16 protein-coding genes are annotated in these 16,024 nt (G+C 57.9%); 5 read left to right on the top strand and 11 right to left on the bottom strand.

Features of this window, described 5'->3' with window-relative positions:
• Positions 1 to 141 precede the first annotated feature (141 nt).
• The 3 genes from ftsX to ftsY all read right to left on the bottom strand — a co-directional run bounded on the left by ftsX (position 142) and on the right by ftsY (position 3,258).
• Positions 142 to 1,140: a permease-like cell division protein FtsX gene (ftsX, locus tag GRX76_RS03185; RefSeq protein WP_160151985.1), complete on the bottom strand. Its 999-nt coding sequence runs from the start codon at positions 1,138 to 1,140 to the stop codon at positions 142 to 144.
• On the bottom strand, positions 1,124 to 1,807 hold the full coding sequence (ftsE, locus tag GRX76_RS03180) for a cell division ATP-binding protein FtsE (RefSeq protein WP_160151984.1): 684 nt from the start codon (positions 1,805 to 1,807) through the stop codon (positions 1,124 to 1,126). The genes ftsX and ftsE overlap by 17 nt, the downstream gene beginning before the upstream one ends.
• A 155-nt stretch (positions 1,808 to 1,962) precedes the next feature.
• Positions 1,963 to 3,258: a signal recognition particle-docking protein FtsY gene (gene ftsY / locus GRX76_RS03175; RefSeq protein ID WP_160151983.1), complete on the bottom strand. Its 1,296-nt coding sequence runs from the start codon at positions 3,256 to 3,258 to the stop codon at positions 1,963 to 1,965.
• A gap of 121 nt (positions 3,259 to 3,379) precedes the next feature.
• Here ftsY and rsmD point away from each other — a divergent pair, with 121 nt between their 5' ends.
• The 3 genes from rsmD to ggt all read left to right on the top strand — a co-directional run bounded on the left by rsmD (position 3,380) and on the right by ggt (position 6,511).
• On the top strand, positions 3,380 to 4,024 hold the full coding sequence (gene rsmD / locus GRX76_RS03170) for a 16S rRNA (guanine(966)-N(2))-methyltransferase RsmD (protein WP_160151982.1): 645 nt from the start codon (positions 3,380 to 3,382) through the stop codon (positions 4,022 to 4,024).
• Between the two features lie 174 nt (positions 4,025 to 4,198).
• On the top strand, positions 4,199 to 4,687 hold the full coding sequence (gene coaD / locus GRX76_RS03165) for a pantetheine-phosphate adenylyltransferase (protein WP_160151981.1): 489 nt from the start codon (positions 4,199 to 4,201) through the stop codon (positions 4,685 to 4,687).
• Between the two features lie 87 nt (positions 4,688 to 4,774).
• Entirely contained in the window at positions 4,775 to 6,511 is a 1,737-nt protein-coding gene (gene ggt / locus GRX76_RS03160; protein WP_236250525.1) for a gamma-glutamyltransferase, read from the top strand.
• Positions 6,512 to 6,597: 86 nt separating this feature from the next.
• Here the strand turns inward: ggt and GRX76_RS03155 are convergent, their stop codons facing one another.
• From GRX76_RS03155 to GRX76_RS19135, 4 genes are all read right to left on the bottom strand, one after another.
• Positions 6,598 to 7,635 (bottom strand): hypothetical protein, encoded by a 1,038-nt coding sequence (locus tag GRX76_RS03155; protein WP_160151980.1) that lies wholly within the window; start codon positions 7,633 to 7,635, stop codon positions 6,598 to 6,600.
• Between the two features lie 24 nt (positions 7,636 to 7,659).
• On the bottom strand, positions 7,660 to 8,109 hold the full coding sequence (locus GRX76_RS03150) for a hypothetical protein (RefSeq protein ID WP_160151979.1): 450 nt from the start codon (positions 8,107 to 8,109) through the stop codon (positions 7,660 to 7,662).
• A gap of 10 nt (positions 8,110 to 8,119) precedes the next feature.
• On the bottom strand, positions 8,120 to 8,593 hold the full coding sequence (locus GRX76_RS03145; RefSeq protein ID WP_160151978.1) for a hypothetical protein: 474 nt from the start codon (positions 8,591 to 8,593) through the stop codon (positions 8,120 to 8,122).
• A gap of 313 nt (positions 8,594 to 8,906) precedes the next feature.
• A complete protein-coding gene (locus tag GRX76_RS19135) occupies positions 8,907 to 9,152 on the bottom strand; it encodes a hypothetical protein (RefSeq protein WP_201276895.1) in 246 nt (81 codons plus the stop codon).
• A gap of 238 nt (positions 9,153 to 9,390) precedes the next feature.
• Between GRX76_RS19135 and GRX76_RS03135 the strand changes: the two genes are divergently transcribed.
• Positions 9,391 to 12,105: a S8 family serine peptidase gene (locus GRX76_RS03135; protein ID WP_160151977.1), complete on the top strand. Its 2,715-nt coding sequence runs from the start codon at positions 9,391 to 9,393 to the stop codon at positions 12,103 to 12,105.
• Between the two features lie 76 nt (positions 12,106 to 12,181).
• Here the strand turns inward: GRX76_RS03135 and mutM are convergent, their stop codons facing one another.
• The 4 genes from mutM to radC all read right to left on the bottom strand — a co-directional run bounded on the left by mutM (position 12,182) and on the right by radC (position 14,626).
• Entirely contained in the window at positions 12,182 to 12,997 is an 816-nt protein-coding gene (mutM, locus tag GRX76_RS03130; RefSeq protein WP_160151976.1) for a bifunctional DNA-formamidopyrimidine glycosylase/DNA-(apurinic or apyrimidinic site) lyase, read from the bottom strand.
• A gap of 135 nt (positions 12,998 to 13,132) precedes the next feature.
• On the bottom strand, positions 13,133 to 13,288 hold the full coding sequence (gene rpmG, locus GRX76_RS03125) for a 50S ribosomal protein L33 (protein ID WP_043319942.1): 156 nt from the start codon (positions 13,286 to 13,288) through the stop codon (positions 13,133 to 13,135).
• A gap of 33 nt (positions 13,289 to 13,321) precedes the next feature.
• Entirely contained in the window at positions 13,322 to 13,558 is a 237-nt protein-coding gene (gene rpmB, locus GRX76_RS03120) for a 50S ribosomal protein L28 (protein WP_160151975.1), read from the bottom strand.
• Positions 13,559 to 13,951: 393 nt separating this feature from the next.
• Positions 13,952 to 14,626, bottom strand: coding sequence for a DNA repair protein RadC (gene radC, locus GRX76_RS03115; protein WP_160151974.1), 675 nt, complete (start codon positions 14,624 to 14,626; stop codon positions 13,952 to 13,954).
• A gap of 138 nt (positions 14,627 to 14,764) precedes the next feature.
• Between radC and coaBC the strand changes: the two genes are divergently transcribed.
• Positions 14,765 to 15,973: a bifunctional phosphopantothenoylcysteine decarboxylase/phosphopantothenate--cysteine ligase CoaBC gene (coaBC, locus tag GRX76_RS03110; protein WP_160151973.1), complete on the top strand. Its 1,209-nt coding sequence runs from the start codon at positions 14,765 to 14,767 to the stop codon at positions 15,971 to 15,973.
• Positions 15,974 to 16,024: the final 51 nt, after the last annotated feature.

Raw genomic sequence — 16,024 nt, 5'->3', positions numbered from 1 at the left:
CACAGTGTAGCACTCGCAACGGGAAATGGAACCCCATCCACGAGTGGCCGGCACACCGCGCCAGCCCTTGATTTGCGGCTATTTAGAACAGTTATCCACAGGGGAAGTTCCGGGCTTTACGAAACTTGACCGACTCACTGGTCAACGTGGCTGAATTGCCGAAATATGCCGCGCCACCGCCAGCCAGGCACCGGTCAGCCCCAACAGCGCCGCGCCACCCGCCAAACCAACCAGATAGGTGAAGCCCGGGCCATCGAGCCGGAAACCACTGCCGTACAGATTTGCCAGCCCGCTTACCGGGCCCGCCAGCAACCAGACACCGAAACTCACCAGCAACCAGGCAATCAGCCCGCCCACCAGACCGTACACCAGACCGGTGTACAGGAAGGGCCTGCGCACAAACGCATCGGTCGCGCCTACCAGTTTCACCACCAGGATCTCCTGGCGGCGATTTTCGATATGCAGGCGGATACTGTTCACCACCACCAGCAACACCCCCAGGGCCAGCAAACACGCCAAGCCCAGGCTCATGCGCCGGCCCAGCTCCGTCAACTGCGCCAAGCGCTGTACCCAGGCCATATCCAGTACCACCGAATCCGTCAGCGCGCTCTCCCGCAAACGCTCCGCCAGCGCCTCCAGTGCCAAGCTGTCGGTACCCGACGGGCGCACCAGTAGCACCGCCGGCAGCGGATTGCTTTCCATCCCCACCAGTGCATCACCCAGCCCCGAGGCCTGCTGGAACTCGGCCAACGCCTGTTCTGGCGAAATGTAGGTCACACCCGCCACCAGCGGATCTGCGCGCAGGTCATCCGCGTAGGAAGCTACCGCGCCCTGTTTCGCCCGCTTGTGCAGGAATACCGAAATCTGTGGTTGTCCGTCCCAGCCGGCAACGGCTTTCTGGAAGTTGGTGAGCCCTAACTGCAGTGCCGCCGGCAGCGCCAGGGCGATGGCAATCACCAGTGCGGTCATGCCACTGGACATGGGTGAGGCAAAGAAACGCACCCAGGATTCTCGCCACATTTCGCGGTGGTGACCCAGCCAGCTGCTGAAGCGGTCGCCGGCGCCGGTACGGGCGGTGACCGCGCCGGCTGCGCGTGGGCGTTCGGTCACAGGGGGAGAGGGCTTAGTACGCTGGTTCACGGCTGGGATATCCGTCGTAGATCAATTGCCCGGCTTGCAGGGTCAGTACCCGCTGGCGCATGCGCGCGATCAGTTCGAGGTCGTGGCTCGCGATCAGTACCGTGGTGCCCACGGCGTTGAACTGCCGGAACAGGTCCATGATCTCCTGCGAGAGTTGGGGGTCGAGGTTACCGGTGGGCTCATCGGCCACCAGCAGGGCGGGCTTGTTCACCACCGCGCGGGCAATACCCACCCGCTGCTGCTCACCGCCGGAGAGCACGATGGGGTTCTGCTTTTCCTTGTGCAGCAGCCCCACCTTGTCCAGCGCGGCCCGTACCCGGCGGCCGACTTCGCGCTTGCTGCAGCCGGAGACCGACAAGGGCAGGGCGACGTTGTCGAACACGCTGCGATCAAACAGTAACTGGTGGTTCTGGAATACGATGCCGAGATTGCGGCGGTAGTAGGGAATTTGGCTGTTGCGCAGGCGGTTCAGGTTCTGGCCGCCGACGATGATGCTGCCGCGGGTAGGGCGCTCGATGGCGGTGAGCAGTTTCAGCAGGGTACTTTTACCGGCACCGGAGTGCCCGGTGAGGAACACCATTTCCGCGCGCTCGATCTCCAGGCTGACGCGACCCAGCGCGTCCTGCCCGGACTCGTAGCGTTTGTTGACGTTATCGAATTGGATCATGAGCGCGTTTTTGTTGTTCTTGGTTTTCAGGACGCGAAAGTACTTTTCAGGTGCTGTGGCGGTGCCGCTACCGGGTCTCACAAAGCTAGACCCGATATCGACACCTTCGCATCCGGTTTCAGATGCTTGTACGGGCCATGGAATTATCTGCTATTTCAACCTTGGCTTCTGTTAAACAGCGCCGCAACAAAGTCCTTGGCCACAAACGGCTGCAAATCTTCCGCCTGCTCCCCCACACCGATAAAGCGTACCGGAATCCCCAGCTTCTGCGCCAGCGCGAAAATCACCCCGCCCTTGGCGGTGCCATCCAGTTTGGTGAGCACCAGTCCGGTAACACCGGCAGTATCGCGGAAGGTCTCCGCCTGGGACAGCGCGTTCTGGCCGGTACCGGCATCCAGTACCAGCAGCACCTCGTGGGGTGCACTGCCGTCCAGCTTGCCCATGACCCGGCGCACTTTCGACAGCTCTTCCATCAGGTTGGACTTGTTATGCAGGCGCCCTGCGGTATCGGCAATCACCACATCCACACCGCGGGACTGGGCGGACTGGATGGCATCAAAGATCACCGAGGCACTGTCGGCACCGGTGTGCTGGGCAACCACCGGCACATTGTGGCGCTGGCCCCACACCTGCAGCTGCTCCACCGCCGCCGCGCGGAAGGTATCGCCGGCTGCCAGCATCACGGATTTACCTTCGTTCAGGAAGCGGTGGGCGAGCTTGCCGATGGTGGTGGTTTTGCCGACGCCGTTGACGCCCACCACCAGAATCACAAACGGCTGTTTGCCCTGGTCAATGGCCAGCGGGGCTTCGACCTGGTCCAGCAGGCTGGCCAGCTCTTCCTGCAGCGCGGCGTAGAGGGCTTCGCCGTTGGACAGCTCGCGACGGGAAACCCGGTCGGTGAGTCGGTCGATGATTTCGGTGGTTGCGTCCACACCCACGTCCGCCATCAGCAGCTGGGTTTCCAGCTCTTCCATCAGGTCTTCGTCGATCTCCTTGGCACCCAGGAACAGGTTGCCCATACCTTCGGCAAACTGGCTACTGGTACGGGAGAGTCCGCGGCGAATACGGGCGAAGAAGCCCTCTTTTTTGGGCTTTTCCTGCACCGCAGGCTCGGCGGGGGCCAGCTCTGGCTCTACGACAGGCTCGGGCTCTGCCACTGGCTGCGGGCTGGGGTCGAACGCGGATTCCGGCGCTTCTTCTGTGGATAACTTTTCATCGGCCACCGGTGCCTCTTCGACCACTGGCTCCGCTTCAACCACCGGCTCCTCTTCGACCACCGGCTCCGCGGGCGCTTCCGGCACTGGCTCTGGCAGCTCGGCCTGCGGTTCCGGCTCCGCTCGCAGATTGTCGGGAATCTCGAATTCCGTTTCGGCGGCCTCCGGGGTGGCTACCGGTTCGGCAGCCGCTTCTTCGCCTTCTGGCTTTTTCTTGCGCAGGAAATCAAAAATCATCGTATGCGGATTCTGTAACTGAGATTCAGTAGTGATAGCCGCTGACTGGCGGTCAGCAGCGGAAAGGCGCTAATCTTAGCACCGCTGGCTGTTTAACACACAGCCATCCCCAGTCTAATTGATGCCTATTGATTCCTGCACAGAGACCCCCTTGGCCAGAAACCACAACTCCAGATCATCGCCACGCCACACTTCCCAAAAAGCGCCGAAGCAAGCCTCGCAATTGCGGATCATCGGTGGCCGCTGGCGGGGCCGGAAGGTGGCGTTTGCGCCCATCGAAGGACTGCGCCCCACCGGGGACCGGCTGCGGGAAACCCTGTTCAACTGGCTCCAATTCCATTTGCCCGGCGCCCGCTGCCTGGACCTGTTCGCGGGCTCCGGCGCCTTGGGTCTTGAGGCTCTGAGCCGCGGCGCCGAAACCGTGGACTTTGTGGAGCTGGATCGCGGCGCCGCGCAGATGCTGCGCCAACAGCTGGAATTGCTGCAAGCGGAAGGTGGACGGGTCCACAACTGCCCCGCAGAAGTCTTCCTGTCACAGGCAGCAGCCAGTCATCAGCCTTTCGATGTGATCTTCGTCGACCCCCCGTTTGCCGGGGATCTCTGGCAAAGCACCCTTGCGGCGCTGACCGAAGCGGGCCTGATCGCCGACAAGGCGCGAATTTACGTGGAATCTCCGCGGGATACCGCCATGCCGGTGCCGGCAGATTGGGAGCTGGAGAAGGAAAAACGGGCAGGACAGGTCTGCATGCGGCTTTACGCCACCTGAACGCCACCTGAGATTCTCCCAGCCGTTAAGGTACCGCCAAATCAAATAAGGTACCTCCAAATAAGGTACCCCCCAAACTAGCGCTAAATTAGCCGTAGATCCGCGCACTTTTGAGCCTTAGCGCTAAATTGTTTAAGATGCGCGTCCCTTCTGGCCGGCAAGGCGATTTGGCTTATGAAAAAAGTGGTTTACCCGGGTACCTTTGACCCCATCACCAACGGACATATGGACCTGGTCGAGCGGGCCTGCCGACTGTTCGATCACGTTATCGTCGCCGTGGCCGCCAGCACCCGTAAAAACCCGCTGTTTACCATGGAAGAACGGGTGGAGCTGGCCCAACAGGAGCTGTCTCACCTGGACAACATCGAGGTCATCGGCTTCGATATCCTGCTCGCCGACCTGGTGCGTCAAGTTGATGCCTACGGCGTAGTGCGCGGCCTGCGCGCGGTATCGGACTTCGAGTACGAGTTCCAGCTCGCGAACATGAACCGCCAGCTGGCGCCGCAGATGGAAAGCCTGTTCCTCACCCCGGCAGAGCACCTGTCCTACATTTCTTCCTCTCTGGTGCGAGAGATCGCCTCTCTCGGTGGCGATGTCACCAAGTTTGTACCACCGGGCGTGCAGAAGGCGCTGGAAGAAAAATACAGCCAGCGGACTCCGTAACTTCGGTCCCAGCACCGCACTTTTATCAGGTCTGATACACTCGGGCGTTCCAGCCACTCTCCGGCCAAACCGGTAAATGGATCGCCCGTGAACAGACTCCTGCAGTTTTCCCTCTCTGTTTTCTTTATCTCGGCCACCGCCGTCGCCGCCCCCCAGGGCGAAGTACAGCCGGAGTTCGCTACCGGCCGCACCGAGATCAAGTCCGCTACCGCCGATCGCCACATGGCGGTTACGGCCAATCCCCACGCCTCTGCAGCCGCGGAAACCATCCTCGCCAAGGGCGGGACTGCGGTGGATGCCGCCATCGCCGCACAACTGGTATTGAGCCTGGTGGAGCCGCAGTCCTCCGGCATCGGCGGCGGTGCCTTTATGCTGAGTTATCGCGCTGACGAGAAAAAGCTCTTCTCCTACGACGGCCGCGAAACCGCACCCATGGCGGTGGATGAAGACTACTTTATGCGCGATGGCCAACCGCGAGGCTTTCTCGAGGCAGTGATTGGCGGCAACTCGGTGGGTGTGCCCGGTGTCGTGCGCATGCTGGAACTGGCCCACAAACGCGATGGCAAACTGCCGTGGAAAGAGCTGTTCCAGCCCGCCATTGCACTGGCCGAACAGGGCTTCAATGTTTCGCCGAGACTGCATCAGCTGCTGGTGCAGATGCCGCGGGTGGCCGTGCGCCCGGCAATTCGCGATTACTTTTTTGATGAAGGCGGCAAACCTCTACCGGTGGGCCATCTGCTGAAAAACCCGGAATATGCCGACACTTTGCGTCAGCTGGCTGAAAAGGGCAGCAAACCTTTTTACGATGGCGACATTGCCGCCGCTATCGTCGAAGCGGTGCGCAATGACCCCGAAAACCCGGGCGTAATGACCCGTAAAGATATGGCGGACTACCAGGCCAAGGTGCGCGAGCCGGTGTGCGCGGCATTTCTGGTGTACGACATCTGTGGTGCCGCGGCGCCATCCTCCGGCGGCACCACCGTGGGCGCGATACTCGGCATGCTGCAGCAATTTCCGCTGGACAAATATGAAGTGGGCAGCGCAGAGCTCACTCACCTGTTTGTGGAAGCCTCGGAGCTGGCGTTTGCGGATCGCAACACCTACAGCGCCGACAGCGACTTTATCCCGGTGCCCACCCAGGCCATGGTTGATCCAGATTATCTCGCAGCAAGAGCCAAGCTGATCGATCCAGTAAAAGCGCAACCCGCAGTCGCCGGCGACCCCGCCGGCTTTGCCACCGTGCGCCGCACCGCCAAGTCCCCGGAACTACCCAACACCAGCCACCTGTCCATCGTCGACCAGTACGGCAATGCCGTGAGCATGACCACGAGTATCGAAACCGGCTTTGGCTCGCGGCTGCTGGTGAAAGGCTTTCTGCTGAACAACCAGCTCACCGACTTTTCTTTCGTGCCCACCAATGCCGACAAGCAGCTGGTGGCCAACCGCATCCAGCCCGGCAAGCGCCCGCGCTCCTCCATGTCACCGACTATCGTATTCAATGAAGACGGCAGCCTGCGGTTGATTGTGGGCTCCCCCGGCGGCTCGCGGATCATCGACTACACCGCGCGCACCATTCTCTATCACCTGGCCAAAGGCATGCCCATTGCCGAAGCCATTGATGCCGGCAATATCGGCGCAATCGGCTATAGAGTGGAAGTGGAACCCGGGGCGCTGAAAGAAGCGGAAATCAAACAACTGGAGGCAATGGGCCACAAACTTGTGCAAAAGGAACTGAACAGCGGCATCCACGCCATTGCCCTGATCGATGACAAGCTACAGGGTGGCGCCGACCCCCGCCGGGAAGGCAGCGCGCTCGGCAAATAGCTGCTTATCTACCGGGCAACCACTGTTAATTCGTGAAGTTGCCCGGAAGGTCGACTAAACGCAGCCCACCAGCCTGGCCACAGAACTTAAAACCAGTCGTCCAGAAACCTGCCAAAGTAATCGCCTGACCAAAAATCTGCAAAAAAACCGGCAGAGACAACTTGAGGGCGATTGCCGTGTTTTACGACCGACGCACTCGGAGCCTTGGCATTAGGGAGCACCTTATTGAGTTGCGGTATCTCCAAATGCCAGCACTTGTCTTCGATTATCAGCCTAGCCATATACTCTTCTGCTTTCGCCGGCTGCCGATATCGCAAATTTTTGACCTCCGTGGACATTCCCATCAAGGCAATTTCAAAATCTTTGCGCTTACCAGCATCAATGCTGCTATATGGTATATCGAGAATATTATTTTTTTTGCAATCTGCCTCAGGCACACAGTGCAGGGATACTCTGACTCCCGCAGTGGATACAGAGGCAATTTTCTGCTTCATCAAAGAAATAACGTCTGCCCGGGGCTTTGACTTGTTGGCAAAGAAAACCTCCTCCACCTTCCTACCAGCCGCTGCATAACCCCACCCTCTTGCCGCCCTCAGACTAGCGACAGAGGTTGCAGCAGGAAAGCCGGCACAGTTGTCATACATAATCCGCGCCTGATCATCCATCGTGCGTATGGTGCTGGAAATGTCACACTTAGTGACCCCACCAAAACCCATGGCCAATTTCACTATATTTTCGGTATACGTACTCAATACTTTCTTGGCATTCGGGCGATAGTGAATAGTGCGGGGACCAGCTCCAGATTTTGCCGGTGTTTGACGGCGAAGCCCATGCTTTCTAACTAGAACAGGTATCAGATCTTTGTCTATCTCAATCGCTTTGGCCACCAGCATTTTTTCCGTTCGACCATTAGGATCAATGCGAGAATCTGGCCTTTGCAACTTTACATAGAACTTTTGAAATTTAGCAATAGCGTCTTTTGTTTGTGGACCAGATACTCCATCCACCTCTATTTCAGGCATGCGTAAATCTTGCTCAGAAAGCAGCTTAAGTAAATCCTGAACAAAACCAACACCATCCTTACCATTGTTTCCATTCAGCCCGACTGAACCGACGATATACATTACAACCTCCCTGTAATGCCAAACTCAATTTGAAGCGTAACTAATTACATAGAAACCATTTTCAGTATCACTAATGAAGTTGAACCGATATACCTTTCCATCAAAGTCGGTGAGAGGCAGAGAAAATTCCTCTTTACCCAAAACACGATTTCTTTGAAGTCGCGACCCCATTTTTTGAATGAATTCGCCATTTATTTCTACTACCTTCATCAGCTCTATAATTCGATTAGCGAGATCCTCCCTTGTTGGGGGATAAGTTAAAACATAACTGGCATCTATAGTTCCGGTCTCACCTCTCTTTATAGACAGAATATTTCCGTGATCCTTAAGCTCAGTTTTAATTTCACTATCAGGAAAAATCTTTTTTTCTAAATCAGTACGCGAATTATTTTTTCCACTAGAAATACTTTCGGCACATCCAGTAAGCGGAATAAATAAAAGTGTAACTAACCCCACCAACATTGAAAATTTCATAGCACTGCCCTTAGTGTTCTGGAGGAATCCAGCGATAGTGAATGACAGCTTCATATACAGGGCTTGGAAAGTCTTTTACCTGCACCCAGTGATCCCCATTTGAACCCGGCAAGGTCACCCCACCGCGAAAGTCATCTTCTGTGTGAGCCGCCACCTTTGATGAAATGGAGTCGGCTGCACTATCAGGTGGCATTACCTTCAAAAGAAGAAAGCTTATATAGTCTGGTAAACCATTGTTTTTATGCTCAATCAAATAACTCGCTTTAAGTCCCAGACCGCATAAATCAAATCGCGCAGTGATACTGCTGCCGTCCTTTAACGTTGCACTATATTCTCCCCGGTCAGGCGCGAACTTTTCATCAGTAACTTGCACAAGACCCGAAAACAAGGCTCTAGGTGTTGTAGATACCAGACATTCATTTGCCAGTAAGCTTGACGAAATGACGAATAATCCAATCGCCATCACGCCTTTGAATAACTGCATAAGATTTCCCTTGCGGTTTCAATAGCCAATAGTTCACACGATTCTATGTTCAAAACCGGTGAATTTCTATACAAGGTATCACGGGATAATTGCCAACATTACACTTAACTTGGCAAGCTAGAAAACTGCCGCACAGAATCGGTACGAGCGTTTTATTTAGCAGATGCGGATATCTGGAAAGATTCATTCGCTTTTAGCGCTGACTTCACAGAAAAGGCAACGATTACGCTGGCTTATGATCTTCCGGGCGAAGTTGCCGGGATGCACCAAAGATGTGCTTCACCAAAAAGCTGGCGCCCGCCAACCACCCCAACTAACCGGGATGGCGGGGCGTATCGGCGGCTTCTTGCGATGTCATTTTGTCAATCAGCAACAGTCCACTGAGAAATATCGCCAGTACAAAGAATCCTACCAGCGCCCAGGTATAAAAATGCATGCCGAGAAATGGCGAGCCATATCCGGGATTCCCAGGGGCAATATGCAACAGTACCTGACGCGCCGATGACACCATTCCGGCAGAAGAGACAAGTGCCGTGAAGAAGGGCAACATCATAATCATTGCATCGGGACCGATTGGATTAACGGAGTCAAACTTAGGCTGAGTGACAACAAATACCCAACTTCACTACCACCCATTGCCAGGGTGATGTCATTCGCATTCCCGACAAAATCGGGGATTCCCCTATAGTGACCGCGCTTTCCGCTCTCATAGCATCTTCGAGTTATTTCCATGTACTGAACGGGCTGGCCACAAGCTGCCCTCATTTCTTGCAGGTACATCATCAGGAGTGAATGAGATGACCGAGTATTTACCCGGCACAGGCTTGCGTCGCACCTTACTGGCGGCGGCAGTGCTTGTTAGCGGAGCCCTTTCTACCCATGGCACCTACGCCAGTGAATTGGCCGTGGATATCGAACCGGCGGCGGAAGCCGTTGAACCCGTAACGGCCAATGGAAAACTGGTGCGCTTCATCGAGCTTTCCAGCAAACCGCTGGCGGAGGCCGGTGTAAACCCGAATCGCAAAGCGGCTTATCTTAAGAAACTGGCCCAGGAACAGAGCGATTTTCGTGCGCAGGCCAAGGCCGCCGGTATCGCGTTTACTGAGCGCAAGCATTTCGACGTGCTGTTCAATGGCCTGTCGATCGAAGTCTCCGCAGAGGACCTCGCCAAACTCGAGGCACTGGACCTGGTCAATGCGACCTATCCAATTTACGAAGTCATGAGCGGAACTCCGCCGGTTCCAGCGAAGGTACCTGAAGGTACAACCCGGGAGAATGTCACGGTTACCAACCTGACCGGAGTGCCGGAAGCGCACGCGGCCGGCATAACCGGTAAAGGTGTTGTAGTCGGCGTGATCGACAGTGGTATCGACTACAACCACCGCGCTTTCGGCGGCCCCGGCTTCCCGAACAGCAAGGTCATCGGCGGTTACGATTTTGCCGATAACGATCCGGATCCGTTCGATGACCAGTACGGCGCGGCAGAAATGCACGGCACTCACGTGTCCGGTATCGTCGCCGGTAATGACGACATCATGGTCGGGGTAGCCCCGGATGCGAAACTGCGAGCCTATCGAATTTTCGGTACCCAGAATCGCGGCGCTACCGAGGATGTATTGATAGCGGCGATGGAGCAGGCGGTGGAAGACGGCTGCGACGTGGTGAATATGAGCTGGGGCAGTAATCGCGCTGAAGTGATCCAGAACGGCCTGATGGCGCGCGCCGCGGATCGCATGCTGAAAAGCGGCACCGTTCCAGTGGTGGCCATTGGCAACTCCAACGCCGGCCCATTCCTGCCGGGCGCCCCGGCCATTGCCAAGCAGGCCATTGCAGTCGGCGGCGCTTATGACGAAACCCGCAAGGAACTGGCATTTGAGCTTTCCAACAGCGAGACGGTGCCGTTCCGTGTCATGTATAACGGCGCAGCGGTTCCCGGCGCTGGCAGTTTCCCGATCGTGGACGCAGGCGTCGCCAATTGTCAGCCGATCCCTGAGGGCGTGTCCTACGAGGGCAATGTCGTGCTGCTCAAGCGCGGTCATTACACCTGCCGCACCTACACCGCTATCAACCAGTTTGCCGAGGCTGGCGCCGAGGCGGTCATTTGGTGGCAGAGTTCCTACAACCCCGAAAGCTGGCCCGGCCAGTGGAACAGCACCAAGACACCGTTGGAAATTCCCACGGTGATTGTGCGCACCATGGATGGCGAAAAAATCGCGGCCATGAGCCCGGGCGCCAGTCTCGACTGGGGACACTACTTTGATGTCCCGGGTGACTTCGGCGGCCTCACCGGCTTCTTCAGCTCCTGGGGCCCTTCCCACGAACTGGAGCTGAAACCGGATGTAATGGCACCGGGCGGCAACATTTTCTCGACGGTTCCGAACTATGCGGGTGATTACGGTGTGATGACCGGCACCTCCATGGCCGCACCGCATGTGGCCGGTATTGCGGCGCTGATGCTTTCCTCGAATCCGAAACTGAAAGCCCACGAAGTGCGTGAAATTCTGCTGAGCAGCTCCACGCCCACGCGCGCGAACTTCGATACCAGCCTGGGCTTGCAACCAGTTGCGCAGCAGGGTGCCGGCATGGTCAATGCCCTCGCCGCTATTGCCAGTGAGGTGAAAGCGCTGCCGGCGAAGATCTCTCTGCAAGACTTGCGGGGCACCGTCGCCAGCGAGCAAATCACCATCGAAAACAAGAGCAGCAAGGCAGTAACCTATACGCTGCGACACAATCCAGCGATTTCTGTGGCACCCCCGATGACCGCCTTCTGGAACCCGAGCACGGCCACCGCAGATGTGACCTTTTCCGCCGGTACCTTGACCGTTCCTGCCGACGGCGAAGCGAGCTTCACCGCCAGCTTCCGCGAGCCGGGAGAGTTGCCAGGTGGATCCATTCTCTCCGGTTGGATTGAATTGGTACCCGAAGCCGGCGATACCCTGCGAGTCCCCTATCTCGGCCTGAAAGGGGCATACCAGGAACTTCCGGCACTCAACCCGACCTTTACCGACATCAATCCTGGCCTGGACAACCCGTCCCTGCGCCCGGAAACGCGTCCCTACTGTGACGGCCCGCCCCCGACTCAGGCCCGCTGCTGTAGCGACCCGACTCCGGGGTCCTGTGGCTGGTCAATCGGCAAGAGCACACCATTGACTCTGGACTTCACCAACGGCGACAAATACGACGACGCAGCCTTCGCCATGATTTCCCAAGGCTTCCCGATGCTGCGCAAGTATCGTGCACGCGTGATCAATGAAGCCGGCCAGACAGTTGCCTGGGCCAAGGATCGCTACACCGGCCTGCGCCCTGCAAAACTGTTCGAACACTGGGTACGCAACAGCGGTGCCGGCACCGGCATCGACTTTGCGCAGTGGGACGGTGTGCTGGAAGACGGCGCTCCGGCCCCGGCGGGCACTTACTATATTCGTCTGGAGTTCGACAAGCTGGGCGGAGACGGTGTGAGCTTCCCGGACTTCGAAACCTGGACATCACCGCCGATTACGGTTGTGCGCTGAATAGCGCTGTCGTATTGGAAATGAAAACGGGGCCTTTTGGGCCCCGTTTTTTATTGGTGTTTTTATTCGCGCTGCTTCAGCGCTGGCAGCGCGGGCAGAAGAAGGTATTGCGCTGGCCGATGATCTGCTCGCGAATGGTTCCCGGGCAGCGGGGGCAGGGCAGGCCGGCTCGGCCGTAGGCGTTGAGCTGTTGGGCGAAGTACCCGGGTTTGCCGTCGCCGCCGACGAAGTCCTTCAAGGTAGTACCGCCCTGTTCGATGGCGGCGGCGAGTACGGTTTTGATGGCCTCGACCAGTCGCTCGTAGCGCAGTCGGGAGATTTTGCCGGCGGGCGTTTGCGGGCGGATGCCGGCCATAAACAGGGCTTCGCTGGCATAGATGTTGCCAACACCGACAACGATGCGGCCGTCCATGATGAAGGCTTTTACCGGGGCTTTGCGGCCGCGGGATTTACCAATCAACAGGTCGCCATTGAAATCATCACTGAGGGGTTCCGGGCCGAGGTGGGCAATGAGTTCGTGGCTAGCCGGGTCTTCGGTGGTCCACAGCAGGGCGCCAAAGCGCCGGGGATCGTGGAAGCGCAGGCGCTGACCGCTGTCGAGCAGCCAGTCGATGTGGTCGTGTTTTTCCGGCGGCAGCTTGCCGTCGACAATACGCAGGCTGCCGGACATCCCCAGGTGCCAGATGGCCATGCCCTTGTCGGTTTCCACCAGCAGGTATTTGGCGCGACGGTCCAGACGCTGGATCCGGGCACCCTGGATCTTCTCGGCAAAGTCCGCATCCACTGGCCAGCGCAGGCTGTGCTGGCGGATCTCGCACAGTTTTACTTTTCTCCCCTCCAAATGGGGGGCCAGTCCACGTTTGGTGGTTTCTACTTCTGGTAGCTCAGGCATGGTATGGGTTCCGGATAGCCTCTAGTAGTTGAGTGGCCGCTCCTAGCGAAGCCTTCGCATCTTGCTACTTAGTTTTTCTCAGGCACAAAAAAGCCCGGAAAACCGGGCTTTTTCGCGAACTAGCAAGGCAATCAATTACTTGATTTTGCCTTCCTTGTACATAACGTGCTTGCGAGCAACGGGATCGTATTTTTTGATCTCCATTTTCTCAGGCATGTTGCGCTTGTTCTTGTCAGTGGTGTAGAAGTGGCCGGTGCCGGCGCTGGAATTCAGGCGAATCTTGTCACGCATTGTTCTATCTCCGATCTGCTCTTACAGCAGTAATTAAACTTTCTCGCCGCGCTTGCGCAGCTCTGCCAGTACGGTATCGATACCTTTCTTATCGATAATACGCATACCTTTAGTAGAAATGCGCAGCTTCACGAAGCGCTTCTCTGCTTCCACCCAGAAACGGTGTGACTGCAGGTTCGGCACGAAGCGACGCTTGGTGCGGTTTTTGGCGTGAGAAACGTTGTTTCCGGTTACCGGGCGCTTACCGGTTACCTGACATACCTTAGACATCTGATTGGCCTCTTAAAAACTCTCGTGCCCTCAGCTCATAGGCGGGGCTAGGGAACAAATTCGGTATCCAGCGCGACCGCGGGATCTGTATAGAATCTGGCCCGGCCGCAAAGAGCGGCGTTTTATACCAGAACACCTATGGTGGGGCAAGTTTTGATCAATCTTTTTGCTGTCTGGTCAGACACTTTAAGTCGAATGCACAGGCTTCGCTATTCCCAAGTGAAACGGAGTGCATAGCTTGAAGCGAAGGCAGGGTGCCGGGTGCGGCTTTTCAGGATCGTCGGCAACAGGGATGTTGCCGACGAAGCGTACAGGGATGTATTCACAGCGGTCCTGAAAAGCCGTACCCGGTACCTTGCCGCCACCGCGCCGCTCTCAGGGCAACTCACCCAATCAAAGCAGCCCCCGCTCAGCAAAAGAGCATCCACCCCCTTCGCCAACAATCAGATGATCCAGCACCCGGATATCCACCAACGCCAGGGCGTCCTTCAGCCGTCCGGTGATATGAATATCCGCCTGACTCGGTTCGCTGACGCCCGAAGGGTGGTTATGGGCCAGGATGACCGCGGCGGCACCCTTGGCGAGGGCGGCCTGGACGACTTCGCGGGGATAGACACTGGCCGCATTCAAGGTACCTTCAAACAGCTCTTGGTAGGCAATCACCCGGTGCTGGCTGTCCAGAAACAGGCAGCAGAACACCTCCCTGGTGCGGTGACGCAGCTGAGCGGACAGATAGTCACGCACCGCCTGGGGACTGGTCAGCGCATCAGTGCGCTTCAGATCTTCCGCCAGATGCCGCCGGCCCATCTCCAGAACCGCCTGCAACTGCACGAACTTCGCATCCCCCAGCCCCTTGGCGGCACAAAATGACTTGCGATCCGCCTCCAGCAGCGGTCGCAGACCGCCGAAATCTACCAACAACTGACGCGACAGATCCACTGCCGACACCCCCGGCAGCCCCGTGCGCAGGAAAATCGCCAGCAGTTCAGCATCCGACAGCGCCTCGGCCCCCTTCGCCAGCAACTTTTCCCGCGGCCGCTCCTCGGCCGGCCAATCCGTAATCGCCATACTCCCTCCCTGGATAAGTAATTACTCGCTTGCCACAGGCCCCGGCAAATCCCTTGCCGGCGAACCCCGACGGGTCATATTGCCCGCGGCGCTAAAATGGTAATCTTACCCGCTCTCAGAGAACCGGAACCACAGAATATGTCCTCCCTGGCCGACAAACGCATATTGCTGGGCGTTACCGGCGGTATCGCCGCCTATAAAAGCGCCGACCTGGTACGTAGGCTTCAGGATTGCGGCGCCACTGTGCGCGTCGTTATGACCGCCGGTGCCCAGGAGTTCGTGCGTCCGCTCACCTTTCAGGCCCTGTCCGGCAACCCGGTACACACCAATCTGCTGGACCCCGCCGCCGAAGCCGCCATGGGACATATTGAGCTGGCCAAATGGGCCGATGTCATCCTCATCGCCCCGGCAAGTGCCAGCTGCATGGCGCGACTCGCGGCCGGCATAGCCGACGACCTGCTCACTACCCTGTGCCTGGCCTCAGAGACCCCGCTGGTACTGGCGCCCGCCATGAACCAGGCCATGTGGCGCCACCCCGCCACCCAGGCCAATGCGCAGACCCTCGCATCCCGCGGTGTCGTCCTGCTCGGCCCCGGTGCCGGCAGCCAGGCCTGCGGTGACGTGGGTCCCGGGCGGATGCTGGAACCACTGGAAATTGTCGATCAACTCTCCAGTCGAATTGCTCCACCCCAAGTAATGCGCGGTAAAAAAGTCACCATCACCGCCGGCCCCACCCGGGAGGCCCTGGACCCGGTGCGCTACCTGAGCAATCACAGCTCCGGCAAAATGGGTTTTGCCATCGCCGCCGCCGCCGCCCGCGCCGGTGCCGAGGTAACCCTGATTGCCGGGCCGGTGCGCCTCGATACCCCTGCCGGAGTCAAGCGCGTGGATGTGGTCAGCACCGAGGATATGCACCAGGCGGCGGAGCAAGCGGCCGATGACTGCGATCTGTTTATTGCCTCGGCCGCCGTGGTGGACTTCCGCCCCGCGGTCATCGCGGCACAGAAAATAAAGAAAGAAGACGGCAACGACAGCGATGTACTGCAGCTGGTGAAAAACCCGGATATCGTCGCCGCCATCGCCGGGCGCAGTGAACGGCGCCCTTTCGTGGTGGGATTTGCCGCGGAAACAGAAAAGGTGGTCGAGCACGCCCAGGGCAAACTGGCGCGCAAGAATCTCGACATGATCATCGCCAATGACGTCAGTGACCCGGCGGGAGGCTTCAACAGTGACCGCAACCAGGTCACGGTAATTGATAAGGCGGGGCAGCACACCCTGCCCGCGGCCCTCAAAACCGAGCTGGCCAATGAATTGATTGCACTGATTGCCGCGAAAGCGTTTTCATAGAATGCGTGCGGCAACAAGCTCGAAACATAACGACAAATAACAACACAAGAT

Source organism: Microbulbifer sp. ALW1, assembly GCF_009903625.1.
In the GTDB taxonomy this organism is placed as follows: domain Bacteria; phylum Pseudomonadota; class Gammaproteobacteria; order Pseudomonadales; family Cellvibrionaceae; genus Microbulbifer.
The sequence above is the reverse complement of the archived record's forward strand: the minus strand, read 5'-3'. Positions and strand labels throughout refer to the sequence as shown.